Genomic DNA, 24,320 nt, shown 5'->3' on the forward strand with positions numbered 1-24,320 from the left:
GACCCTACGACCAGGAACAGGCCGCAGCGTCCCGGACACACTGCCCGCTGACCATCGGTGTCCGTTTCCGTACGCCGCAGTTCCGTTTCACACGGCAAGTTGGGGTCAGGACGACCCGAAGAGATTTCCGAGGGAACCGCCCGGTCCTCCTTCTTCCCCCGTTGTCGCGGTAATGGTGAACGTGTCCGCCTGCACCATCGAGTTCACCCATTCGGAGTTTTCGTTCTCCGTCGTCGTGCATCCGGCGTAGAAGACATACGTGCCCGCGGCAAGGTCATCGACGGTGTACGTCTTGGTGTCACCGGGCAACACGGGATCAGGGTGGGTGTCCCAGTTCGAGGTGCCGATATCGAAACCGGCGGGGAAAACAGTTGTTGGTGCAAGGTCGGCGGTCAGCACAGTCAGGCCGCAGTGTGAATTGATCGTGTTGGTGTTGGTGACAGTAGCGCTGAACGTGTCACCGGCGATGCTTGTCTGGACGGTCGGGGTCTGCGGGATGACCACGTCGGCCGACGCGACTGCAGCTCCGGCAACTGTCGTCGCGGCGATCGCTGCAGTTGTTGTCATGAACCTTCGAAGATGCATAGTTTGTCCCTTTTCTCTGCAGATCGGTGACGGCCGGACCGGCGTCAGTGAGGGCTGCCGAGGCCACGCTGGTGGGGTCGTCTGATGGGTCGTCCACTTGACTGCTCGACCGTAGTACGCACGTCAGAGCTTGCCGAGACCCCAAAAACGGGGGGCGAACGATACGGGTGTGCGGTGAAAGTCCGTCTGTTCGAACTCGACACCGGTAACTGCATGGTTGTCCACGCGCGATGCTCGTATCTGCCCAACCACGCTCGCCTGAAAATCTCGACCCAGGGTTCTGGAAGCGCTGCCACCGCCCCACCAATAGCTTGGGGATAACTGAACCTCTGCGATGCGATGCTAAAGTCCGATTGATCAAAGATTGCACTGTCTTCATCAGGTCGGGACCGAATGGAGCGTCACGTCCCATGCCTGAAATAGAACTTGTCTCCGGTACGTCGTGGAGACGGTACGACCGCTGCCATACCGAGGTGAGACAGCAGTGTTGAGTAGATTTCGCCGTGACGCCGCCATCCTCGCCGCGTACCTCGCGCAATTCGAGAACACCGAATCGAACTGCGCGGACCCTCACACCGCCGCGACGGCCCTCACGCCCGAGGAATGACGACAACGTCGACGCGACTACACCGACAGCCTCGCCTGGGCGGCCGCGACACAGGTCAACGATGAAGACATCGCGGCCCTCACCCGGATGCGGCAACGCTACGGTTTCCCCACGCGATCATGACTGTCGGCAGCCCCCACACGCCCGCCGAGACTCGTCGCCGAGAAATAACGAAAGGAACCCGATCGATGAGCGAAGGCTACTTCCGAACCCAGTGCCGCGGATGCGACCTCCGCGTCTACGAAGGACCCTGGATCCCACCGCGAGAGCGTCACCTCCTGCACGAGCAGCACCGCGCACTCTGCACCAGTGCGCCGCCCACAGCCCCGACTACGACGACTCCTACGTCGGTGACCACCGTGCCCACCCCGTTGTTCCTCCTTCACGGCGAGCATCGAGAACCCTCACCGCAAACATCCCGGTCGCCCGCGAAAAATACTCTGCTACAACAAGTCCGATAGCGGGCGGAGGACCATCTCGAATCGGGACCAGGACATACCAATCGCTCCTGTCGGTCGTGAGTCTCCACGTCGGCTTACACGCGTGCCCGAATTCTGTCAGCAGGCTTCCCACAGGGGCAAAACAGCCGCTCACCGCGCACAGATCGCATCACTCAGCGGAACTCTCTGGCGCCGCCGACGTACCCGGCCTGCCCCTTGAGAATCGGGGAATTATTGTGCAGTAGCGGGTTTCGCAGTTATGTTTCCTGTGGGCGCCCGTCGACCGGCTGGTCACTCGACGGGAGGCGGGACGCCCCCATAAATCTCGCCCGTTACATGCCCCGTCTGCAACTCGTCACCTCTTCGCCTGACATCAGCCCCACCATGAATCACTCTCATGTCCGAGTGCTTCGCCGGCGCTATCGCCGGACGGGGCCACGCCGGACCGAGACGACTGTTGTCCCGGTACCTTCGCGGCACCGGGACAACAGTCGCTGACACGAAGACTATGTCGTCAGCTGCCGAAGATACTGCCCGAACTGCCGACGCTTCCCGTCCCGGTAGCGTCGGGGACGTGCACCGTCGTGCCGTCGACGACATACCCTAAGGGTCCATCGGTGACCGGTGTCTCGGTGACGAGGATCGGCAGTCGGTACACGCTGCCGTCGTCGCCGCGCAGTTCCAGATGATGCTCACCAGGCGGAACGTTCGGAACGACGAAATCGAGGATCGCCACACCGTCGTCGTTCACCTCGAACGTTCCGACCTCGACCGGATCGGAGAACAGCGTTCCGACGAACTTGCCCACCTTCGTCACCTGCCCCACAGCGCCGCGAATCGCGACGAAACCGGCCCACAGGTGCGTACCGGACTGCACGACAACCTGATCGGCACTGAGCCCGCCGTGTGAACGTGGCACCGCGGTGTGCCCCAGCGCGGTGAACAGTATTTGACCACTGCAGTCGGTGCCGTACTGCCAGGCGTTGCTCACTGCCGGGCATTGCATCGACAATGCCGAGTACAGGGTGTGGGTCATGGTCTGCGAACCGAATTTCGACGCGATCGCTTCGTGGACCGCCAACGAACTGGTATCGCACACCAGATCACCGATCATGCAGATCGAGGACACAAGTCCGGCGTGGGCATCCTTGAATTTCAGTGCATCAGGATCAGCGATCGACGCCGAGACCGAGGCGCCGGAGCCGTTCGTCGAGCCCAACTTGCTCCATCCCCCGACGTTTTCGGCGCGGTTGGGTTGATGCGAGGGATCGCCGATGACGACGATCTTCTTCACCTGAGTGAACAGCGACGTCTCGCCGCTGCGGTGGGCGTTGCCCATGGTCTTGTTGATCACGTCGGCGCCCTGAGAATAACCGGCGAGCACCACGGACGCCTGATGGCAGTGCGAGGCGATCAGCCGCAGTTCCTTCGCGAGGTTGTCGGCACCGACCGCGACGGATCGTTGGTACCGATCGATGTAGGAGAGGTCGAGGAGATTGACCGGAATCGCGGGATAGCGGATCGCGCGGGCCTGCATCGATGCGATCTCCGGGGTGCCGGCTTCGCCCTGATGGTGCAGTTCGTCGAAGACGGCTTTCACGGGTTCACCCATCCCCGTGGTGCGGGCGTTGGGGCCGGAATCTTTGGTGTAGACAGGATCGAAGGTCGCGGACTCGTACTCTTCGAGTGTTGTGTCCGGCCCTTGACCGTCCTCACCTTTCTCGCTGGATCCGCGGACGCCGACGAAGTACACGTCATCGCATTCGGCGGGGTTGGTCGTTTCCACTGCCGCGGAGATGGCTGCGGCGAGCTCGTCGGTGTTGGTGGCGGTGAAGTACTGCCCGCCGGTGGCATTGGCGATGCAGCTCAGCTCGCTCTCGGCATTGGTCGGGGCGTTGAAACCGACGGCATGGACGCGGAAGTCGACACCGAGATCGTTCTTGATCTCTTGGGCAACGGCACAGGGGTTTCCGCAGCTGCTCTGTCCGTCGCTGATCAACACGATGGTGCGGTCCCCGCTGGCCGGCAGGTCGCGCGCTGCTGCCCTCAGGGCGTCCGGTGTGGGGGTACCACCGTCGGCGGAGAGTTGCGTTGTCGCGGCATTGAGTTGGTCTTTGTTGTCGGTGGCGACAGGAACCAACAACCGGCCACCGTCGCCGCAGCTGCCGCTGAAACTACGCAGCCCGGCGGCCTGGCCGGGAGCGAGCGCGTCGATCCCTGCGCGCAGCGCCTCTTTCGCTTGCGTCAGTGGGGATCCCGACATCGATCCCGAGGTATCGACCACGAACAACACACTCGATTGCTGCGATGCCGATTCTTGTGCCTGGGCGATCGGCGCCGAGATCGTGGCCACGGCTACCAGCAGGCTCAGCAGCGCAAGCACCGCATTCCGTCGATGCCCGCCGGCGGATCCAGTGCGGCCGGTAGGCCGCTGCTGTAATCGTGTCCTCATGTGTTCTCGTCATCCCTTCACTGCCGTCGGTGCACCTGTGCACTGAGGTGCGGTGTGCGCTGTTTCCGTGCACGAGCGAGACGTGTCGAATGTTTCGGTAGGATCGGGTGTAGCGATGTGCCGGTTCCGGAGTGTTTTCGTCCCTCGTTAGCGTCACCCGATCAGATGTATCTCAGTCGACAGCCCACCCCTCGCGCATGCCCCCAATTCTGTGGTCTCCCCATACACGCCCCCGTGCGATACCTTCCGGCGTGCACGACGATGCGGACGCCTCCCGAAGGGGCGTCCCTGGAAGCTGTCCCCCGCTCGTATCACCGAATGTGTATGCGCCGTAGTCGCTGTCAGCACCCGTCGACCACACACTCATCGCTGGCGGCGCGAAGGGTCAGCGGCCGAGCGACGAGGCACCTGCTGCCCGATCTCGTGCATGGGAGCACCTGGGTTCGTCCTATACCGGATGAAAGTCTCGACGCGCGCCGAGTCGCGCGCCCGACTGCTCGATGGCAATCGTCTACATGTCGTGGTTGTCGGGGCCGGAAACGGGGTAACTACTGGTACACACTGTGACGAACTTGTGTTTGCGCGATGTGCACTCGAGGTCAGTCCGAACAGTGTGTGCGCTGGGACTGGTGAAACCACCCGGTGCACCCCGCGTCTCATCTCTCGGGAGGACCGCATGAAATATCATCGCCGGGTAGGAATTTCCCCTCTGCCGTCGTCGGCGTCACGCGACGTTCCTCTCTCACGCGCACGGTCGCTCCGACGGGTCGCTCTCTGCCGAAGAGTAGGGATCGTCGTTCTGGCGATCCTTGTAACTGCGGTCGTCACAAGCATGTCCCGCGCTTCGGCGGAACCCGTCGACACTGTGCTGCCCATCCCGGTCGCCGGCCTCGCCACCGGCCCGACCGGGCTCGGCGGACCTCTGGTCGGGCAACATGTCACGGCCACCACCGACACCGAACGCCCCGGAATCACCGAATTCCGTGGCACCGAAGGCATCTGCGCGTGCATGGTCCACTGGCGCAACCTCACCACGGGCGTTGCAGGCACCTCGAACTTGTGGTTCGGATTACCCGCTACCGGAGCCACCGCAATCACCGGTTCGGGTGTCCTGGTTGCCACCGTCACCACCAGCGGCGCCGGAAGCCCGATCACCGTTCTCCCCGGCGCCGGACTGTGGATCGTTCCCTGACCGACTACTGCGCTCTCAATCCCCATTCTTTGAAAGGGCGCCGAGCACGTGTCACGATTGCACGGCCGCCGTGCCAGCATCCGCTCGGCCTGTCACCGTCGGAGGCAGGTGCGAGAACCTTACGGTCGTTTACATTCGGTGACACTGTCGGGCAGAGGGCATGCACGTACTGTGCCCCCAATTCTGCTGTCTCGCGGCCGACTTCTACCCGTTCTACGGTCGAACGATGACGTGCGAACGCTGAGCCGCCCCAGGTTTTCGGTATCGCTGTACTGTCCACAACGGGGTGAGGACCATCGCATGAACGCCACCGGCATCAGACCGTATCTCGTCGTCCGGGCCATCGGAGCTGTTCCAATTCTGATTGTCGGCGTCAAAGGGATCACCGGTTTCTACAACGACGACATCGCGTGGATGCTCTTGCTGACCGCCCTCGGCCTCACGGTGTGGTTTGTCTCGGATCGGATGCGCAAGAAGAACACCACCTGGGACAGCCTGCGCGCAGTCCCCGCCCGATATACCGGTGGATCCGAAAGCCCTACCGCCGAGTCTGTCTCGGGGTACGGCCGATTCGCGCTCGATCATGCATTGCTGTTCTCGGCGCCCGTCCGCAGCGTAGTGATCCGGGAACATCTCCTTCACACACTGCAGCCTGGTCCTGGGCCCTCGGCCCAACACTTCGGCCTGTACCTGATCGAGAACACCGACCGGCGGATCAGTGTGCGGTTCGGCTCGGTCGCAGCGCCCGACTTGTTCACTGCAGTCATCTCCCTTCAAGACAATGCCTCAAGTGCAAGCGGGCGCCTCGACTTCGTCTCCGCGCACTCGCAGCACGGCGTCCTGGTCGCCGGCGAAACGATCGAGCGCCTCCGCGGCGACATCGCCGACGCCGTTCGATCGCTCGCACCGAACGCCTACCTCGCCGACACGCCCGTCGCCGGCGCGATCATCAGGATGTGACCGACAAGAAGCAGACATCATCACCGGCACCCACTGTCGTGCCTGAATCCATTCCCGTCTCGACCTGCCCATCCGCGATCGTGGCGGACCAGATGCCTGACATATCAGCGAATGGTCCCGCGCTGTGCACTGCGCCTGAGAACACCCGCAAACCGACTTCCCGTTCCGAACTCCCTGCTATGTTCTGTCGATCCTGTTCACACGCGCAGCGGAGTCCACCACGTGACCGATACCCCCTCCTACTCCCCCACCGACACGGTCCACCGCATCGGTGTCGTCGAGGACCATGAGGCGGTCGTCATGGGCCTCGAGGCGATGCTCGCCCCGTACCCGTCCCTGTCCGTGTGCGCCTCAGCACCCACCGTCTCCGCACTACTCGCCCAGGAGGTCGCGTTGGATCTGGCGATCCTCGACCTACGCCTCGCAGACGGATCGTCCCCGAAAACCAACGTCGACGAGCTCCGCGCCGCGGGTCTGGAAACCCTGATCTTCACCGGCGCCGAAAATCCGTACCTCGTGCGTTTGGCGGCCAAGGCCGGCGTCCTCGGTGTGGTGCGCAAATCCGAGACCGTCGATGTCGTCGTGGCCGCGATCATCGCCGCCGTCGCGGGCGAACCAGTCGTGACCACGGAGTGGGCCGCTGCCGTCGACGGTGACCCCCATTTGGCCGAGGTCGATCTCAGCCCGCGTCAGCGTGATGTGCTCGCCCTCTACGCCTCCGGGGAAAAGGCCGACCGCGTGGCTCGCCTGACCGGATTGACCACCCACACCGTCAACGACTACCTCGGACGTATCCGCGCCAAATACGCCGACGCCGGACGCCCCGCGAACACCAAAACCGACCTCTACAAACGCGCCGTCGAAGACGGGTGGCTCCCGGTCCCCGAACGCGGACTGCGATGACCAGCCCGGCCGTGCCATCCGCCGCGACGGGCGTCGGCCGGGCGAACACCGATCGCATCCTGCGCATGTTCGCCCGCTTCACCAGCGTCGGCTACCTCGCCTACCTCGCACTGCTGTACCCCTCGATCACCACCACGACACCGCACATGCATCGATGGTGGACACCTCTCGCTGTCGTGGTCGTGTTCGGGTCCGGCATGCTGCCCGGCCTGCTCTCCTTCCGCCGCAGCACCGCAGCGATGCGCTCGGCAGCCGCCGCGGCCGCACTGGCCTTCCTCGCGGCCGCGTTCACCTGGCCCCTGGCATGGACCGGGGCCCAACTGCCAGGCGATGACGGCGTGTGGCTGGCCGCGTTCCCCGGCCTGGCCAGCCTCGCCGCCGTCATCGCCTGGCCGACGAGCGTTGCCTTTATCCATCTCGTGATCGGCTGTACCACAGTGCAAATGATCAACCTCGCCGCCCGAGTCAACGCATCCGCGCCGATGCTGATCCCGGACATCACCTTCGCGATCATGTTCTGCACCTTGTTCGTCGGCGGAGCCGCGATGGCACTACGCACCGGCCGGCTACTCGACGCCACCACCAATGCCACGCACGCCGCCGCCGCAAGCGCTGCCGCCCAACGGGCCCGCGCCGTCGAACGTGAACGCTTCGACGCCCTCATCCACGACGGAGTGATCGCCACCCTCCTGACCGCGTCACGGCCAGTACACCGAGAGAATGTCCGTGCCCTCGCCTCAACGACCTTGCGTGAACTCGACGAACTGCACACCGTCAGCGATCCCGATCAGTCCATCGGCCTCGACGAGACCCTCGCCCAACTACGCACCGCTACAGTCGATATCGACCCCAACACTTCGTTCGTCGTAACCGGCACCGAGACTGCAGAAACCTTGCGGATTCCCGTGAGCACCGTCCGGTCCATGAGCGGTGCGCTCTCCGAAGCACTGCGCAACAGTCACCTCCACGCCGGACCACGGGCCACCCGAACAGTCACCGCAGCCTTACAGTCCGACAGCATCAGCATCGCCATCGCCGACGACGGCGTCGGATTCGACCACACCTCGATCCCCCCACACCGCCTGGGCATCGCCGTCAGCATCCTCGGACGAATGCGACCCATCGCCGGTGGATCAGCGCGGGTGGACTCCGAACCTGGACGCGGCACCACCGTGCACATCGAATGGACAGCGCCATGACCGACGACCGCACCGCATCGCGCGCGAAACATCAAACCTCCGACACCCGCGATGTCCGCGAACTCCTCGGGCTACGCACCGCCGCGGCCACTGTAGTCGTCGGCGCGTTCATCGCGACGTTCCTTCTCCTCGCGCTCACCACAGCCCCCACAGCAAAGTCGTTATGGGCCGAAACATCAGCTTGGATTGTGGTCAGTGCCGCCGCAATAGCTCTCATCCGGACCGCCGGTGATCCACTGCCGTATCGGACAACTCTTGCGCTGACGCTGGCGGGACCGATCAGCCTCAATCTGGTGTTCGCGGTCGTACCGATCCCGATCGACGGTCTACTACAACTCTGGCCTCTCTCCGCCGCGACCGCGATCTACACCTATATGTGTGTCCGCGGACGGACTTGGTGGGCATGGCTCGGGATGACCGCAACCCTGGCAAGTTGCGCCTGGTGGGCGCAACGAACCGGACAAGGCGCCGGCTACGGCATCGGAATCTCCATCATCAACCTCGCCCCACTGTTGATGGCGACGTTCTTCGCCTGGACCATCCGTCCCGCCGCCCGCGACATCTTCGCACTGCGCGAACAAACCATCATCCGCGTCGCCGCCGAAGCCGCCGACACCGCGATCCTCGACGAACGCGACCAACAACTACGACGACTCGACAACCTGGCCCGCCCCCTCCTCGAACACCTCGCCACAGACGAGGACATCACCGACGAGCAACAACGGGCCTGCACCCTCCTCGAAGCGCACCTACGCGACACCCTCCGAGCCCCCATTCTCGACACCGCCGACGTCGCCGCCGCAGCCAGGGCGGCACGGGCGCGTGGAGTCGACGTCATCCTGCTCGACGACCACGGCATGGACCAAACCGCAGACCCCGTCCGCGAACAGATCATCACTGCAGTCCTCGCAGCCCTCACCGAAGCCGCCGACGGCACACTGACCGTCAGAGTGTCTCCCCCACAACGCGATACCCTGCTGACCATCCTGCACCGACGCAGCGACGACACCACCCGCAGCGAGTACGGGCAGGACGGACTCGCCCTCCTTGTCCCCGACACGCTCATCGATCTGGCCACCGCGTCGCTCCTCCCGAATCGGGCAGAGGGGACCAATCGCGGAGGCGACGACGCGCTGGACGAGCCGTGATCGGATTCGGACTACCGCTGGTTGAGTCTGTCGAGAAGTTCGTTGAAGGAAGCCTCGAAGGTCGACAAGCTGCTCTTGCAGTAGTTCGCGGAACCCGTTGACATCGAACCCATCCCACACCCGGCGTTCTCAAAAGCCTGTGCTGATTCGCTGACAGTGAGAGCCTGGCCCTGAACCGAACCTGCGGCGATACCGACTTGAGTAATCCTATGCGCAAAATCGGCTTTATCCTCCACTACAGCCAAGCAGTTACTGCCGTGTGCCTTCGTGCACGTGATGTCGGCAAGTTCTTCGCCGTCTTCGCAGAACTGGCTGCAAAGACGCTCGAAGCGCGTGGCGCTGGACTCAGTAGAGTTTTCGTTCCCACATCCGGTGAGCAACACCACACCAAACATCAGAGCACCAACAGCAAGGGCGCCGACCGAGCTACTCCGCGTCATGAATATCTCCTCTACTTAAATTCATTGTCCATCCTGGATCAGTCCGCAGTGGTGCGGTAAGGGGATGTCTCCATTAACTGCATCGTCGACCGCAGAGAAAACGTGGCACCCTCTGATTGACAAATACGGGGTTTGGTCCTGACGGTAGCGCGGAATCTGCATCAGTGAAGCAACAGCCGATAACCCTAGCGCACCACCGTACTCAATTTAAGGTACCGGTCCTGGCGTTGCCCAAGGCATCGGATAAAGTACCTATTTCTTCTGGCATTCGAGGGCAAGTTCCCGGAGGAATCGGATGGACAGTCGACCTCGCCATCGGGCTCACTCAGCACACAACTGCTCGACCCTGCGCTCTCTTACGTAAGGGTAAAGAGTATCTGGTCGTTGATTTACTTATTCACGACGGCGTGTGCCCCTACTTTTGCCGTCTCGGCGATCCCTCCAAGTTCAACTACTGTCAAAACTCTCTCACCCGCTCAACCTCACGAACTCCAAACCTGAACATGCCTTTCGGAGGAACCTATGGCTTTCGAACTTCGCCCCTATCATGTTGCGCGAGCCCTGACAGTACTGTTTGCCATCCCTGCATTCTGGACCTTCTCAGTCGAAGGAGTGACGACAACCACGGAGTACGACCTAGCGACAGGAAAAGCCTCGTCCAGCAACGACTTCGGGTCGCAACTCGGCGGTAGTATCGTATGGATTATCCTCGCAGTCGCATCCGGTATAGCGGCCTGGTACCTGGCAAAGAACCGCGTAACATGGCCCGAATCCATCAAAGCGCAATTGCGGCAGTTCAAACTCGTCCCGCCCGCAGCAAACCCGAACAGCACTCACCCTTGATCGACAATCTTGGCCTGGTTCATCGTGAGGTCACCAGTTAGAGTTCGCCACACACGCTGCGTCGATCGTGAAGATGCGTGCATCGACTAATCAGAAGGGTTCATCAACGCATGGTCTCGAGGTTCCAGATCGCGGCGGTTGTGGGTATCGCTGGGGCTTTGACATTGTCCGGTTGCGGTGGTTTCGACGATTCATTGTCGGGATCCACTAATAGGACCCCAGCTGATTGGGCACTGACTTTCGGTGGGGCTGGACCAGTGGTGGCCGGAATGAGCGAAGCGGACCTTCTTGCCCAGGGAATTACCCCCGCCGGGGAACCAGTGGACGGGTGCATGCGCTACTCGATCGGCAACTACGGCGCAACCGTTGAAATATTCACTATCGACGGCAAAATAGTCGGCGCTAATAGCACCTCGACATCAAGCGGGATCACATCCGCGTCGAGCGAACAGGACATCAGAACTGCCTATCCTGAAGCTACTTTCACTTCGACGCCAAATTTCAGGTCACCACAAAACACCGACCTGCTAGTTAGCGATCCGAACCATCCTGACCGATATTTGGCCTTCTCCATCGGAGCAGACGGTTTCAATCATTACGAGATTTGGAGTGGTACGAAAGAATTCGTCACCGAACCATTTCTCATGTGCACAAACGCAGGAAATTCAGTCGCCGCAGCCACCTCGTCAGCAGTTTCTACCACGCGCTCCCCTACCTCAGCAGGAGCGATAACTTTTGGCGGCTACGGCAACATTGTCACCGGCACCGTGGAATCAGAACTGGCCAGCCACGGTATCGACGAAACTAACATGAGGACTGTCGGTGGCGATTGCACCGTCTACTACGACGGGACCACCGCTGCAATCAACGTGAAAAATGACGCAGTTGTCGGCGCGGTGGGCTCACGGCCAATTTACGGAGTGGGAACAGGCAGCACCCCCGCCCAGGTACGCAACGCCTTCAGCGACGATGTGATCGAGCAAGTGAATGACCTCGGCCCAGTCCTCGTGGTCAGCCAGCCCAGTAAGCCGACCATGTACTTAGGTTTCCAGTTCGAGAACGCGAAAATTGGTGCTCTCAGCGACTCCGACACCGTCACTCAGGTTCGTGGTGGCACCAAGAAATTCGTGGCAACCCCGCTCGGCGGATGCTAGCTAAACCACCAACCGGCGGCACCGACGCTGAACCGTGCAGAATCGCAGAAGAGACTTGCATCATCTGCTCTCGCGCCGGAGTAATGCCGGCGCTCGTCTATAGGTAAGGATGTGCAGAGCATGCGCCCCGATACCAGGCCGTTGGTGTAACAAAAGCCTGGAACCACGCGACTACAGGTCAGATCGTCGAACTGACCAGACTCATCAGGGAGATGCATGCGGCACAAGGCAGCACAGCTACTCGGCTTGCGACGCGCAACGATTACAGCGATCGTCGGTATGACCCTCGTGGCAACCGCCTGTTCAACATCCGGCCAGGCCGTCAGTGCCCAGCCCGAGACGGCAAGCGCGTCCTCCCAGCCGGCGCAACAACCGAACCGTCAACCAACTACCGACGCGCTCGCCACCCCCGGAAGCACCTGCGGCACCGTCACTTTCCCGGCTGGCACCCCCGGCACCGTGGTCGTAGAGACTGGTGCAATCACCTGTACCGATGCTGTGGCGCTCATCAACCGCTACTACAACGATCCGGTGATCACCCGCCAGGGCAACACCATGTCAGCGATGTTCGATGGCTGGACGTGCGTGAGCCCGACCGCTGTCGCCTCCCAGTTGGCCGGCTATGGATCGAAGTGCGAGAACGGTGCCCTCACACTTGTTGTCGTTACGGGCGACGGAGCAGTCAATGCCACCGCAACAGCGACGCCACCGTGCACTGCTGACGCCATCGAGACCGATCTCAGTCGCGATATTGGTGGCCAAATCCGTTGCCACGGACAGTGGGCGTACGTGGTCTGGAACCTTCTGGGCGACTCCTCCTCTTTGGTCCGTGTGGTCGCCGGCAAGTGGGTTGTCTACACATCGTTCCCGACCACAATGTGCCCCACCCAAGCGCGGGCAGATGGCGTTCCCGAAGCCGAACTGAGCAGCTTCACCCACTGCGCCGACGACTCCGGCAATACCGTCGGTGGGTCAGGAGATCTCGGGCTGTCGACGCCTATCACCCAACCCACGTGCGATGGTCTCGGGATCGTGGTCGTCTACAGCGCAACCAAGCCCGGAAACTATGCCACCGAAGTGGGAAATGCCCTCGCCGCGCACCCCGGCGCGAAGTACCTGCGCACCGACCACTCCTGCCCATCCCTCCGACAGGAGAGCAACGAGGGAAACCCGATCTACGCGGTTTACAAACCCGCTGGCTATACACAGGCCGAGGTATGCGCCGACGTCCACCGGGAAAACGACGACGCCTACGGCAAATGGTTGGACATGAAGACCGACCCCAACATCATCATCGCCTGCTGATACAGATTCATGTTCATACGAAAAACCGCTATCGAGCAGTGCCGAGCAGCCTGAGACCAGTGGCAGATATCGAGCGTATCTGACCAGCCGATATGCTCGATACCTGTTCGCGTTCAGGATCATTCAAAAGTGTTAGGCTCCGAAGGTTTGGCGGTCACAGCCGCTCGGTGACGGGCAAAGTCGAGTGTGCCGATAGAGTCGCTTTTTCGACGCACAATGGACCCTTCGTCTCTGCCGGGCGCATACGCCGACGCCCGAAAACCGCTTCGTCACAGCAGCACCGCTCAGTGGCGAACATGAAACAGTGCCTGCCCAACATGTGCGCGACCGCGACACGACCATGACGGCACATTCAGAGCGGAGGGTACCGCGTCCTGGTCGCTCTTTGTGACCGTTTACGGCGGCTAAACACGCCACGAGGAGTCAGAATCAACCGCTGAAGCCCTCCAAACCCCTGGAAGCAGCAATCTCTGAAGGCGTTTGAGAACTCGCGATTGCCGGCGCACGCCTGGCAGAAAATGCAGAAACGGGATTCTGGTGGGGTCGGCGATTACCAAATTTCGACGAGCCAAGAACCCACAATGCCATCATCATCGCCGATCTCGCCACGCTGCCGTGCACGCCCCAAGCGGCGGACGGACATGGCTGCGCGGAGTAGTGAGACCTCCCTCGCCGCTGCCTCGCAGCGAGGGCGCCCCCGTGGTGGGTCCGACCGGGTAGGGCGATGTAGAGATCGCCGGGGCGAACGCTCCGTGAATCTTGGCTGATGCCGGTGACCGGTTGGTGTCGTTGAGCATGTGTCAGAGATGATGTTTGGGCCACACCGAGATACCGCGTGATATCGCCCAGCAACCGAGACACGGGCACAACGCAGTCGCTCATGCAGTCAACACCCTTGCCGGAGAAGCGATTCGCGCCCTCGCACCCACAATATTGTCAGTGCGCACCCCGACACCTGCCCGCTGATACCCCACTACGTCTGCGTCGTGTCCCGCTCGTGTACGCGGCAGGAACGGAAGTCCCCAGAGTGATGGCGTCAGCGCCGCGGCACACCGATGCCTCGCCGTCATGCCATCGTGCTGGTCGAAGGAGCTGATTTGGTGGCGCGGAGAACCACGAGTTCCTCAGTATCCTGACCGGTCACGATCAAACCCCGTTGCTCGAGAATCGCTCGGCGCGCACGCATGACGGGACCGAAAGGTACGAAACTCCTGGCCGCCACAGTCACCGTCAAACCGCATTCTTCCAAGATCGTCTCCGTCTTCTGCACACCACACAGCGCTGACTGCAGCAACAGCAACGTCCCACCCGGAGCCAACACTTCAGCGCAAGACAACGCGATCCTGTCGAGTAATGCCCGCCCGTCTTTGCCGGCATCCCATGCACGCTCGATACCGCTCGTAGGCAACTCGTCGCCCAACGCTGGAACATACGGCGGGTTGGAGACGACGAGGTCGAACAGCTCACCCTGCACCGCCGCCGTCAGATCACCACGCCGAACGTCGATACGCTTCCCGGCAGCGACCGCATTGAGCCGCGCATTCAGACACGCACGACGCGCGATGTCCACCGCGACAACGTGCCCGGCCCCCGCCTTGGCCGCGGCAACGGACAACGCGCCCGTACCGGCGCACAAATCCAACACCCGAGTGCGCGGTGTCAGACTATGCGCCAACAGGGCATCGTTCAGCAAGGACGTGTCCTGTTGAGGTGGATACACACCAGGCAAACGCACGATCATCATCGACTCCTCGGTTCTGGCACCATGCACACGCCCATTCCCCGAACAGCACGTACGCAAACCGATCGACAATTATCTCCCGCTCGAATCAGTCTCCTGGGCTACGCGGCTGTGCTCAGGCCGCGGTCACGCCCTGAATCGATCGGACTGCCGATCCGCGCCTCCTCGACGCCCCCGAAAACCCGCTAGTGGTCAACTCTCCAGCCTCAATACCCACGCCACGCTCGCCTGCAGGCGCGACGCCCATCACCTGTCGCCACCACCGCTCACGTTCCTCGGACTCGGCCCACACAATCACATCCATCACAGCCTCCTCATCGACCCCCGGTTTGTTACCCAGATCACTTTCACCAGAAACGTCAGGGAAGAGAATCAATGGAACAAGGAGAAACCGAACACGCACTACCCGAAGCGATCCCAGCCATCGCAGCTCGCCCGAACCCAAGCGAGAACACAACACGAGTACAGTCGAAAAAGCAGCCTGCGAACTGACACGCAGTTCAATCCACTCGGTCCGCCGTCGACGTCGCCGACACACCAGTCACCGTCCCTGAAATTGAAACTCCCGGTGCAGTAGCGGATTTCGCAGCTATTGTTGCCTGTGGGGCGCCCGTCGACCGGCTGGTCACTCGACGGGAGGCGGGACGCCCGTCTCCCAGACCTATTCCACCAGCACCCCCGCTTCGTCAGGCAGGCGCAAGCGCTGAACCGCACTCGTCTCGGAGCTTCACCAACGTGACTCCGGGATGGGATGCGCCAGACCGAGACGACTGTTGTCCCGGTCCCTCACTGGCGTACAACACACACTTCGTCACCTGCCCGTCGCGCGTCCGGCGAAGTGGGTAGGTGGAGACCACGGACACTGCCCACCTCCCGGCCCAACAGACTCGACGAGCTTGGCGCCGAACCTCACATGACGCCCCCGATCGTCACCACTGCGTTCGCCGCCGAACCGATCAGCGCCTGCCCCAAGGCGATCCGCGTCAAATGGGACCGACCCCCCACACTATCGACCACTGATGAGCCACCCAGCGTCTGGCCGTTACTCTCCCTCACAGAGGGAACGGCTCTGCAACGCCGCCAACTCCTCACGCGCTCTCTGGGCCACATCCGACCGAAACCCCATCAGCGCCATCGACGCCACCGCTTCCGCACCGACCGCCGACACACCAAGAAGATCCGCGATCGCCTCACGCGCAGCCCTTCCCCCCTTTGAGGCAACTACAACCTCGAGCACCTCCTGGGGACGATCGAGAGCAGCTACCAGCGCAGTGAGCTCCTCTACCCGCGACGCACCTCGCTGCTCGCGATCTCCGGCAGGGCGGCGCCGAGCAGACATCGGTGCATCCACCGACGGCCCGTCCCACCGAAACAACTCCGCACCCAACTGGCCGTGCTCGGTGAGATGGAGGACCTCGAAACCGCCGGCGTCCTCCGGACCGGTCAGTCGCACGAGCACACCCGTGCGACTGTCGAACGCCAGATCAACCGGCACACCCGACGACTGAGTCATGGTGATCGACCACGCGGCTCTTCCCCCGACCACATCCAGGCATGGTTCGGATACAGTCCCCTGCACGCTCATCCGCCGCAACACCGACTCCGGCCCCAACAGATCCAACGGACTGAACATCGATCCCAGGTGCACAACCCCGAAGCCGCCGCGATGGCGCTGCATCTCGTTGTCGATCCGCACGAACGCCTCCCCGTCGACGCTGGACATGTAGACAACCTCACCACCACGCTCGACGCGCCACCGCCCTCCGGCGCCGTGCCAGAACCGGAAATCCCCGCCTGGGGTCTGATCACCCGCCTGTCCGGTCATGCGCATCGATCCCGACACGCAAACCGTCTCCGCCGCAGCATTTCTCCCGACCAGCTCCACCCACGACGGAGATAATGTCATCAGACCACGATAACCAGACAACCACGGGTCACGAGCGAAATCAGCGAAACGACAGCATCGCCCCCGACATCTCGAATCGGAGGGAAGTTCTGCTACGCCGATGTCGCCGGGGAATGGTCAGGACAGCCACGCCTTGCAGCGGAGTGTTGCACAGGCAACGAGTCGCCGATCGGGCTACCCAGGCACGCACCAACCGGAAACTGCAGGCCAATCCAATCCCATGCGCGCGGGCAACGGATACACACACCGACCCGTCGTGGGCACACCTGCACGCCGTTCAGGGTTCGCATCCCGCATTCATTTCCGGCACTCGATCACAGCCGGATGACCGGACGTATCGACGGCGGCGTGTACCGCGAACAACGCCCCCGCGCAGGACTTCTCAACTGGATCGGCTCGCCGAACAACTCCACCCGCCTCAAGTCGCGAAGAAACCCGCTCACACACTCCCACAACTCATCAGCACACAGCGGCGCCAATGGGCCCACCAACTCGATCAACAAACCGAACACCACATCGTCACCGCCGACGACCGCCTCGTAGGACCCGATCAACACCGCATCATCGGGAAACCGCCCACACAGCTGCCCCAACTCCCCCAGAAACTTCTCCCGACACACACCGACACTCACGCGCTTCCATCCCTCCCCCGCTCGACCGGCCGGACACACCACGACCAGACGATAACGATCGCCCTGTCGCCCTCGCCTATTACCACTCCCTGACTGGAACCACGTGTCGCCGTCACCCGCCGTATCCGATAAATTTCATCGAACAAGCAAGTGAGGACAGGCAAGATCGGAAGGGCGTACGAGTGCCGGCAGAGGACAACAGAACATTAGAGCCGATCGCGAAAGCCGGTGCCCCACACCGAGTCGGGGGATTCCTCTACCACCGCCACGGCGACCGATGGGAATGGTCCGACACCGTAGCCCGCATGCACGGATACGACCCCGCCACCGCCGCCGTCACCCCGACCACCGAACTGCTCCTCTCCCACAAACACCCCGACGACAGAGCCCACGTCGCCCACACCCTGCACACCATCCGCACCACCGGCGGAGCATTCAGCAGCCGCCACCGCATCATCGACACCCACGGGCACACCCGCTCGGTCGTCGTCGTAGGCGACCGCGTCCTCGACGACGACGGTGCCGTCATCGGCAGCTCCGGCTTCTACATCGACATCACCGACACCATCGACACCACCGTCTCCGAAGCAGTCGACGACGTCGTCGCCGACCTCACCGCCTCCCGCGGCGCGATCGAACAAGCCAAAGGCATGCTCATGCTCATCTACCGCATCCCCGCCGACCGCGCCTTCGACGTCCTCGTCTGGCACTCCCAACACACCAACACCAAACTCCGCGACATCGCCGAAGGACTCCTCACCCGAATAGCCACCGACCTCGACATCCCCACCGCGGTACGCACACGCTTCGATCATCTCCTGCTCCACACCACCTGACACAACGCTGCGACGCGGTCGCAGCGTGTGTTCTTCATGGCCGCGAGCACCGGAGCGCTGGCCCTGTGGTGACCCCGACTCGGCACTCGGCTCGGTTCGAGTCCATATCGGCCGGCGCACCTTTGTTGCCAGTCTTGGTCGCACACCATTCGGCACGCTTAAGGTGAGCAGATGCGCACACACTTCGCCGACAGCCTCGACGACCTCGCTGCCGGTCTCGCCGCCATGTGCGCTCTCACCATCACAGCAATTGCCGACGCAACAACAGCCTTGCTGGATGTCGACCTTCCCACCGCCGAACGAGTACTCGACGCGAACACCGACCTCGACAAAGCCGCCGCCGACTGGGAACACCAGGCATTCTCACTCCTCGCCCTACAGGCCCCCGTCGCGCATGACCTGCGATTCACCGGCGGCGGCCTGCACATCGCCGCCAGTCTGCAACGCATGGGCGGACTCGCTACCCATGTAGCGAAGATCGCGCGCCTGCGCCACTCCACACCGGCGGTCCCACCCGAAGCACAGCCAGTCATCCAGGACATCGGGAAGACCGCGGTAGCCCGGGCCACCGAAACCCAAGTAGTACTCCGCCACCTCGACCATGAACGCGCCGAAAAGCTGGTCGCCGCCGACACCGTCATGGACGAACTGCACCGGCGCCTGTTCACCGTCACCCAAGCACCACAATGGCCACACGGAGTACAAGCAGCAGTCGACGTCACCCTCCTCGGACGGTTCTACGAACGGTTCTGCGACCACACCGTCGACATCGGACGACGCATCATCTTCCTCGAAACCGGACAACTCCCAGCCCGACCCGAAACCCTTCTCTGACAACCACACTCGCAGATCACCGTCACCACTCGACCACCCCGGGAACCATGAACCCCAGCTAAAGGCTCGAGGCTCCTTCCTGCCGGCTCATTCACCGAAACCAACCGCGATCAGACGCCGGCCCCGTTCTCGCGTTGTTGAAGTTCTGCGTTGATGCGGCGCGCTTCGGCGAGTTGATCTTCGAGAATGATGATCCGGCACGCAGCCTCGAGTGGGGTGCCGGCGGCGACGAGTTCGTGCGCGCGGGCGGCGATACGCAGTTGGTAGCGCGAGTAGCGGCGGTGCCCACCGGCGGAGCGTTGTGGGGTGAGGAGTTTCGCGGCATCGAGGCTGCGGAGGAATCCTTGCCGGACACCGAGGAGTTCGGCGGCGTGGCCCATGCTGTAGGCGGGATAGTCTTCGTCGTCGAACTTGCCGGACAGGTCGCCGGCGGGTCGCTCTGCCGAGATGGCGGTCTACTTTCACTTCGAATGGACGGGGCCCCCGGCGCGGGGGGTGCGCCGGGGCCGAGACGGGGCCGATTTCACTCACTGAACTAACAACAACTGCACTCTTCGGGCTTCCGAACGCACACACCATGTCCGGTAACCCTCGTGAAGGGGGTGCCGGGACCTGAACTACACACTCACAACAATTTTCGGCCCCGGCACGTCCCTGCCCTGCGGTACTGCTTGCGGGTAGTTCATCTCTCCCGCACCTCTTGATTTCGTTCCTGCAAGAAAAAGATACAACACACCAAGAGAGAATGTCTACCCCCGCCACGATAGAAATTGTGACGCCTGCGCCGCCGGTTCGAAGAGAGGAAATTTGCGCCTGGTCGTCCACCATGTCAACGACGGCAACCCCATCGAACCCATACCTGAAACCGATGTTCCCGATCGCGATCGACGAGCAAACCGGCGCATCCAACGGCAGCATCACGTCAGTTCGAAAGTCGAGATGCTTCGCGCAGTCGATCACGGACCCACGCGCACGCACGCCATGACAACGCCAGCCACTAAGACAGGACGAGTATCGAGGTCCCGGACTGGAGCGGGCGTCTTCCGCATCCTGCAATATTTACGTAACCTGCAGATACACCAACTTGGCATACTGTCGAAGTGGAGTCCCCACCGACTGATGCCGGGCGGGGACTCCACGAGGTGAGACGTCCCCGTGTTGAGCACACAGCACGGGGACCCACTTTCCGCGCCGGGCTCTTTGCTCAACCCTGCACCTCCACCCTAAAACAGTCCGTCAGGTTTGGTCTACCCGGTGACTGAAATGTTACCGACAACCAGGGGTCGAGCAGGCGGCCACTCCGTGCAAGCCTGACGCGAAGGTAGGCAATGCAGTGACACCTCGCGCCGCCCTACCTACGCGACCCGGACGGATTCATCACTCGTGGGCCCTTTCCCGAATAGGTTTGGACCGTATGGCAATTGAGTCCACATCCCGAAATGCACAGTTGTGGCAACTCAGGGGTTGGTCTGCCAGGCGCGTGTGACTGCGAATGAAGCGAATCGCCAATTGTTGTGGTGGCGACGGAATGTGGCGTGGTAGTCGCCGATGGCGAGGAGGGTTGCGTCGGTGTCGGCGGCATGCTTCGCACGCTCATCCCACCCCACGGACGTGGACGAGTTGCATTCACAGATGTTCGAAGCAGAAGGCGTAGAACCAATTTACGGCGACACCGCCCAATCAGGCATCGCACCGCTCCTCGGATACGATTCCGACGAAATCGAACTGATCCCGTAGGCCGACAACTGTCAACCGAACTCAGTCATTCCCGCAGGCCAGTAGTCCGGCAAGGTTTAACGTCCGCACCACCTCTCATCCGCAGAACAAGGGCGAACCTCCGTTACCGCAGTCAGCGCACCTCCGAGTCGCTGACGGGCGCCTCGGGCACAGCGGCAGTCAGGAAACAGAAAGGATGACCCTCAGGATCGAGGAGAACAACGATCCCCTCATCGCGCTCCACCACACTGGCGACACATGCACCCAGGGACACGGCGAAGTCGATCGCCTGATCAAGCTCCCCCTCCTGGACACTGATTCGAGATGCCCCTGAGTCGGAACCCTTCGGTGATCCGGCCAATCCGGACGCTGATAGTTCTCACTGACCTGAAAACCCAACCGGGCGCCCGTAGCCGACTCGACCAGATCGATAAATCGAGGCTCGACTTCCTGGCCGGGTTCACTACCCGGTTCGTACTGCGCACCCAGAAGGCACCGGTAGAACTCGGCAAGCCGGCGATGATCAGCCGCATCGAGCATCATCCGGCGTATCCGCAACCGAGGCACCGCACCGCAGACCTCCCGACATAAGCGTGCTGTCGACCACCCCGGCCAACGCCTCGTCGGTCAGTGGGTCTGGGCTTGGCGCACACCGACGCGCACGCGTTCGGCCCCAATCGTGTCCGCATCGCACCAAGGAGTAATGGGCCTACGCTCGCCCCTACCTGAGCGAGTCCGAACGCGTCGCGGCCTTCCCTGAGTTCCTTCGCATCTACAATCACGAACGCGGCCACACCGCACTCCGGGGCAACTCACCCGCCGACCGCGTACCCAACCTGTCGGGTCGGTACAATTGGCGGTGACGTGTGCTATCGACAATTCGTACAATGCGAAGCCGCGCAAATCGTCAACTTGCCGGAAGACGACTCCCAGGGTGGCCCACTCACCTCAGCGAACAACTACGGAACGCCGAACACCGACTTACACGTGGACCTGTCCCCACACCGACATATCAGGGTGTACGCGGGCAACAAGCCCCAGAGAAGGGGCCGCTGCCGCGCCAAGGGCGGGCTGCGTCAGCCCGAGGACGCCGCGCAGCGACCCCTCCGCTCGAGTCTCGTGCCCCGAATCCGTGGTGTCAGGCGGGGAGCTTGGAAGCCAGGACGTCGAGCTTCTCGATCGTGGGTTCGGAGAACAACGTGCCGGCGTTTTCGCCGAGTGCTACCGCCACGGGTCCGGACAGGTGGGCGTCACGTCCGGCGTCGTCCGGAAAAACGTCGAAGATCCCGAACGAGGACGGGCCGAGGCGGATCGCGAACCACGCGACGGTGGCCTGCTCACCCTCGACAAGCCCACGGCCGCTGTCAAGGAAGTCCCTCACCTCGTCCTCCTTCCCGGGCAACGCGTCGAACCTGACCAGCAGTCCCTTGGTCACACTCATGACGACACCTCTTCCTCTCGTACGGTCGCGGGAAGCGCACGCGTTGAATGTCGCCGACGAGTGACCCCCCATTGGTTACCGGCTCTCTATGGGGGAGATCGTCGAGAAAGAACGACCCTATGAAGGCGACCCACAGGCCCCCGAGCAGTACGAACGCTGCGACGACCAGGGCGGAGGTCGGCGAGTTCGGTGAGCCGTCGACCAATGTGGTGCTGGGGACGGCGATCGCGGCCAGCGCGGCTGGTCCAGGAACGGCGCGAATGGAGCTCAGAGTTGCACTCACAAAACCTACCGACTAGCCGTCGGCCGCGCGCTTCATCAGTGCAACCCGCCGCCCAAACCCCCTTTCGCGACCAGCCGCCACGCCGCCGCACCTTCATCGTCCCCACGCCTATCCGCCTGACGTAATCTATATTATCGGCGTAATCAATTGCGCTGCACCGTATTTCGTCACCAGTGACGAAAGGCAACCGGAATTACGCTCGGTTCGCTGGCCACAAGGCCGTCAGGAAGACCCCGGGAGTTGGCCTCACCAATGCAGTCAGGAACGTCGAGTCGTGGAGCAACGAGTGCGTTACTTGTACGCCCGAAACGCGCTCCATCAGCGCCATGACGGCAGCTTCGGTGTGTACGGTCGCCGGAAACTCTGCTTCCTCTGAGAGGCGCCCAAATCCGCCGATCTCTTCTAGCCAGGGCACTACGGCGTCCGGGTCCGTCCCTCGACGGCCGCTCGGAATATGGTGGTCAAAAGCGCACTTGACCTGGCCTTCGTGGTACCAAAGGAAAGTACCGCGGCCGTGCGCCTGCGGGCTGGTACTGCCGCTTGCTGCTGTCGCGGTGGCGGCGACCCCGGCGAGTACTGCCAGACCGAGCGCGACGCCGATTTGCTGGGCTGTGTTGAGCAGTGCCGAGGCGATACCGACCATGTCTGCGTCGACCCGGTAGACGGCGGCTTGGGAGAGCGCGATGACGCCGAGCCCGAAGCCGAGGGCGATGGCGAGCATCGCGGGGGCGAGTCCGGTCCAGTAGTCGGTGTTGATGGTGATCCTGGAGAACCAGAACGCGCCGGCCGCTCCGAGAGTTGCGCCGAGGGCGGCGGCAGCGATGCTGGCGTTGCTCACTCTCAGCGGACGGGTAAACGCAGAGGCGAACTTGCGACGGATACGAGCAGGAGGCCACGGCTTGTATAACGATAAAGCGTTGCTGTACAACCATATCCACCGGTTCCGTCGAGCCGCAAGGTCAGACAATAGCCATCGGTGGGGTCGCAACGTGCGACTACCCACGTGAGCAGTGACCTTCGAAGCCATACCTTGCGCTTCCCTTAACCGGCCAGGAAAGGGAGCTGCTCAGCATGCTGCCAGAGGAAGCTTCACTATGACTAAGACCACGCCGTACGGCGCCGCGAACAGCGACCACGCTCAATGGTTTGCTGACCCTTCCGAACGACAGCGCCTGCAGATCACCGCCGTGGCGTCTGGCAGCGACGAACACTACTTGCGTTCTCGACGGTTTGGGCCGCAAGGCCCGATGGTAGGCGGCTGCGTGCGCCGATCTGGCTCGGTACCGCCCGGACGGCTCACGGTTGCGGGCGATCTCGCGTGAGATCGTCGACGGACTCCGGTTCAGGGTTGTCGCGATGTCACGAAGCGTGTGACCTGCGGCGATGCTGATGGCGATCTCTTCCCGTTCCGCGAACGTCAAACATCGGCCCTTGAGGTTGCGGCCACGCCGGGGACACACCCCACCACAGGCCGCAAGCCACCGAGCACCCTGTTTGCGATACGAGCCGGCCGCCTCGGCCGCGTCCGTGATGAACTCACCCGCAGCCATCCCCGCCCAGAACGTTTGAAAGATCTCCGGAACCATCCGATGAGAATATTTCACCACGTGCAACACCCTTTGATCAGTGGTGTTGCGATCACCGCACGAACCCAAGGAACGCCTACCGGCACCGTCCCGGAAAGGGGCGTTCACCGGCATAGG

General features: G+C 62.4%; 23 protein-coding genes. 11 read left to right on the forward strand and 12 right to left on the reverse strand.

Translation table 11 applies throughout. The annotated features are described in order from the left end of the window. Nucleotides 1-105 precede the first annotated feature (105 nt). Entirely contained in the window at nt 106-567 is a 462-nt protein-coding gene (locus tag ATN37_RS22165) for a hypothetical protein (protein ID WP_058037473.1), read from the reverse strand. 502 nt (nt 568-1,069) lie between these two features. On the opposite strand from ATN37_RS22165, the gene ATN37_RS32730 reads away from it, so the two are divergent. Further along, nucleotides 1,070-1,192, forward strand: a complete 123-nt coding sequence (locus tag ATN37_RS32730) for a hypothetical protein (protein ID WP_256933449.1) — start codon at nt 1,070-1,072, stop codon at nt 1,190-1,192. Between the two features lie 954 nt (nt 1,193-2,146). On the opposite strand, the gene ATN37_RS22170 is transcribed toward ATN37_RS32730, so the two are convergent. Then, on the reverse strand, nt 2,147-4,084 hold the full coding sequence (locus ATN37_RS22170; RefSeq protein ID WP_082661348.1) for a cutinase family protein: 1,938 nt from the start codon (nt 4,082-4,084) through the stop codon (nt 2,147-2,149). 832 nt (nt 4,085-4,916) lie between these two features. On the opposite strand from ATN37_RS22170, the gene ATN37_RS22175 reads away from it, so the two are divergent. From ATN37_RS22175 to ATN37_RS22195, 5 genes are all read left to right on the forward strand, one after another. Continuing rightward, nucleotides 4,917-5,276, forward strand: a complete 360-nt coding sequence (locus ATN37_RS22175; RefSeq protein ID WP_058037475.1) for a hypothetical protein — start codon at nt 4,917-4,919, stop codon at nt 5,274-5,276. Nucleotides 5,277-5,576: 300 nt separating this feature from the next. Beyond that, nucleotides 5,577-6,236 carry a hypothetical protein gene (locus ATN37_RS22180; RefSeq protein ID WP_058037476.1) on the forward strand — a complete coding sequence of 220 codons (660 nt, stop codon included), beginning with the start codon at nt 5,577-5,579 and terminating at the stop codon, nt 6,234-6,236. 300 nt (nt 6,237-6,536) lie between these two features. Continuing rightward, entirely contained in the window at nt 6,537-7,139 is a 603-nt protein-coding gene (locus tag ATN37_RS22185) for a LuxR C-terminal-related transcriptional regulator (RefSeq protein ID WP_253741223.1), read from the forward strand. Next, a complete protein-coding gene (locus ATN37_RS22190; protein WP_058037478.1) occupies nt 7,136-8,338 on the forward strand; it encodes a sensor histidine kinase in 1,203 nt (400 codons plus the stop codon). The genes ATN37_RS22185 and ATN37_RS22190 overlap by 4 nt, the downstream gene beginning before the upstream one ends. Then, nucleotides 8,335-9,486 carry a hypothetical protein gene (locus ATN37_RS22195; RefSeq protein WP_216637117.1) on the forward strand — a complete coding sequence of 384 codons (1,152 nt, stop codon included), beginning with the start codon at nt 8,335-8,337 and terminating at the stop codon, nt 9,484-9,486. The genes ATN37_RS22190 and ATN37_RS22195 overlap by 4 nt, the downstream gene beginning before the upstream one ends. Before the next feature lie 11 nt (nt 9,487-9,497). Here the strand turns inward: ATN37_RS22195 and ATN37_RS22200 are convergent, their stop codons facing one another. Beyond that, nucleotides 9,498-9,926 (reverse strand): hypothetical protein, encoded by a 429-nt coding sequence (locus tag ATN37_RS22200; RefSeq protein ID WP_156423101.1) that lies wholly within the window; start codon nt 9,924-9,926, stop codon nt 9,498-9,500. A gap of 1,112 nt (nt 9,927-11,038) precedes the next feature. On the opposite strand from ATN37_RS22200, the gene ATN37_RS22205 reads away from it, so the two are divergent. After that, nucleotides 11,039-11,923: a hypothetical protein gene (locus ATN37_RS22205; protein ID WP_156423102.1), complete on the forward strand. Its 885-nt coding sequence runs from the start codon at nt 11,039-11,041 to the stop codon at nt 11,921-11,923. A 216-nt stretch (nt 11,924-12,139) separates the two neighbouring features. Continuing rightward, nucleotides 12,140-13,228: a hypothetical protein gene (locus ATN37_RS22210; RefSeq protein WP_058037482.1), complete on the forward strand. Its 1,089-nt coding sequence runs from the start codon at nt 12,140-12,142 to the stop codon at nt 13,226-13,228. Nucleotides 13,229-14,294: 1,066 nt separating this feature from the next. On the opposite strand, the gene ATN37_RS22215 is transcribed toward ATN37_RS22210, so the two are convergent. The 4 genes from ATN37_RS22215 to ATN37_RS32735 all read right to left on the reverse strand — a co-directional run bounded on the left by ATN37_RS22215 (nt 14,295) and on the right by ATN37_RS32735 (nt 17,507). Then, on the reverse strand, nt 14,295-14,969 hold the full coding sequence (locus tag ATN37_RS22215; protein ID WP_172827024.1) for a HemK2/MTQ2 family protein methyltransferase: 675 nt from the start codon (nt 14,967-14,969) through the stop codon (nt 14,295-14,297). A 115-nt stretch (nt 14,970-15,084) separates the two neighbouring features. Further along, entirely contained in the window at nt 15,085-15,273 is a 189-nt protein-coding gene (locus ATN37_RS22220) for a hypothetical protein (RefSeq protein ID WP_058037504.1), read from the reverse strand. Nucleotides 15,274-16,011: 738 nt separating this feature from the next. Beyond that, nucleotides 16,012-16,875, reverse strand: a complete 864-nt coding sequence (locus ATN37_RS22225; protein WP_156423103.1) for a hypothetical protein — start codon at nt 16,873-16,875, stop codon at nt 16,012-16,014. Between the two features lie 314 nt (nt 16,876-17,189). After that, nucleotides 17,190-17,507, reverse strand: a complete 318-nt coding sequence (locus ATN37_RS32735; RefSeq protein ID WP_253741213.1) for a hypothetical protein — start codon at nt 17,505-17,507, stop codon at nt 17,190-17,192. A 215-nt stretch (nt 17,508-17,722) separates the two neighbouring features. Here ATN37_RS32735 and ATN37_RS32740 point away from each other — a divergent pair, with 215 nt between their 5' ends. Continuing rightward, nucleotides 17,723-18,343 carry a PAS and ANTAR domain-containing protein gene (locus ATN37_RS32740; RefSeq protein ID WP_058037505.1) on the forward strand — a complete coding sequence of 207 codons (621 nt, stop codon included), beginning with the start codon at nt 17,723-17,725 and terminating at the stop codon, nt 18,341-18,343. Between the two features lie 171 nt (nt 18,344-18,514). Continuing rightward, the gene (phoU, locus tag ATN37_RS22235; protein ID WP_058037485.1) at nt 18,515-19,177 is read left to right on the forward strand and encodes a phosphate signaling complex protein PhoU; all 663 of its coding nucleotides are present in this window, start codon (nt 18,515-18,517) and stop codon (nt 19,175-19,177) included. Nucleotides 19,178-19,287: 110 nt separating this feature from the next. Here the strand turns inward: phoU and ATN37_RS22240 are convergent, their stop codons facing one another. Together ATN37_RS22240 and ATN37_RS33220 are read right to left on the reverse strand one after the other, a co-directional pair. Then, complete coding sequence (locus tag ATN37_RS22240) at nt 19,288-19,557, reverse strand: MerR family transcriptional regulator (RefSeq protein ID WP_058037486.1); 270 nt, start codon at nt 19,555-19,557, stop codon at nt 19,288-19,290. A 1,469-nt stretch (nt 19,558-21,026) separates the two neighbouring features. Beyond that, on the reverse strand, nt 21,027-21,254 hold the full coding sequence (locus tag ATN37_RS33220) for a VOC family protein (RefSeq protein ID WP_058037487.1): 228 nt from the start codon (nt 21,252-21,254) through the stop codon (nt 21,027-21,029). Between ATN37_RS33220 and ATN37_RS22250 the strand changes: the two genes are divergently transcribed. Next, the gene (locus ATN37_RS22250; RefSeq protein ID WP_058037488.1) at nt 21,242-21,484 is read left to right on the forward strand and encodes a hypothetical protein; all 243 of its coding nucleotides are present in this window, start codon (nt 21,242-21,244) and stop codon (nt 21,482-21,484) included. The genes ATN37_RS33220 and ATN37_RS22250 overlap by 13 nt on opposite strands. Before the next feature lie 547 nt (nt 21,485-22,031). Here ATN37_RS22250 and ATN37_RS22255 read toward each other — a convergent pair. From ATN37_RS22255 to ATN37_RS33225, 3 genes are all read right to left on the reverse strand, one after another. Further along, complete coding sequence (locus ATN37_RS22255; protein WP_058037489.1) at nt 22,032-22,334, reverse strand: putative quinol monooxygenase; 303 nt, start codon at nt 22,332-22,334, stop codon at nt 22,032-22,034. A 476-nt stretch (nt 22,335-22,810) separates the two neighbouring features. Further along, a complete protein-coding gene (locus tag ATN37_RS32940) occupies nt 22,811-23,455 on the reverse strand; it encodes a DUF6461 domain-containing protein (RefSeq protein WP_058037491.1) in 645 nt (214 codons plus the stop codon). 157 nt (nt 23,456-23,612) lie between these two features. Next, nucleotides 23,613-24,317: a helix-turn-helix domain-containing protein gene (locus ATN37_RS33225; protein WP_374103520.1), complete on the reverse strand. Its 705-nt coding sequence runs from the start codon at nt 24,315-24,317 to the stop codon at nt 23,613-23,615. Nucleotides 24,318-24,320 lie beyond the last annotated feature (3 nt).

It is taken from the genome of Rhodococcus sp. MH15 (genome assembly GCF_019266045.1).
GTDB lineage: Bacteria > Actinomycetota > Actinomycetes > Mycobacteriales > Mycobacteriaceae > Rhodococcus_F > Rhodococcus_F qingshengii.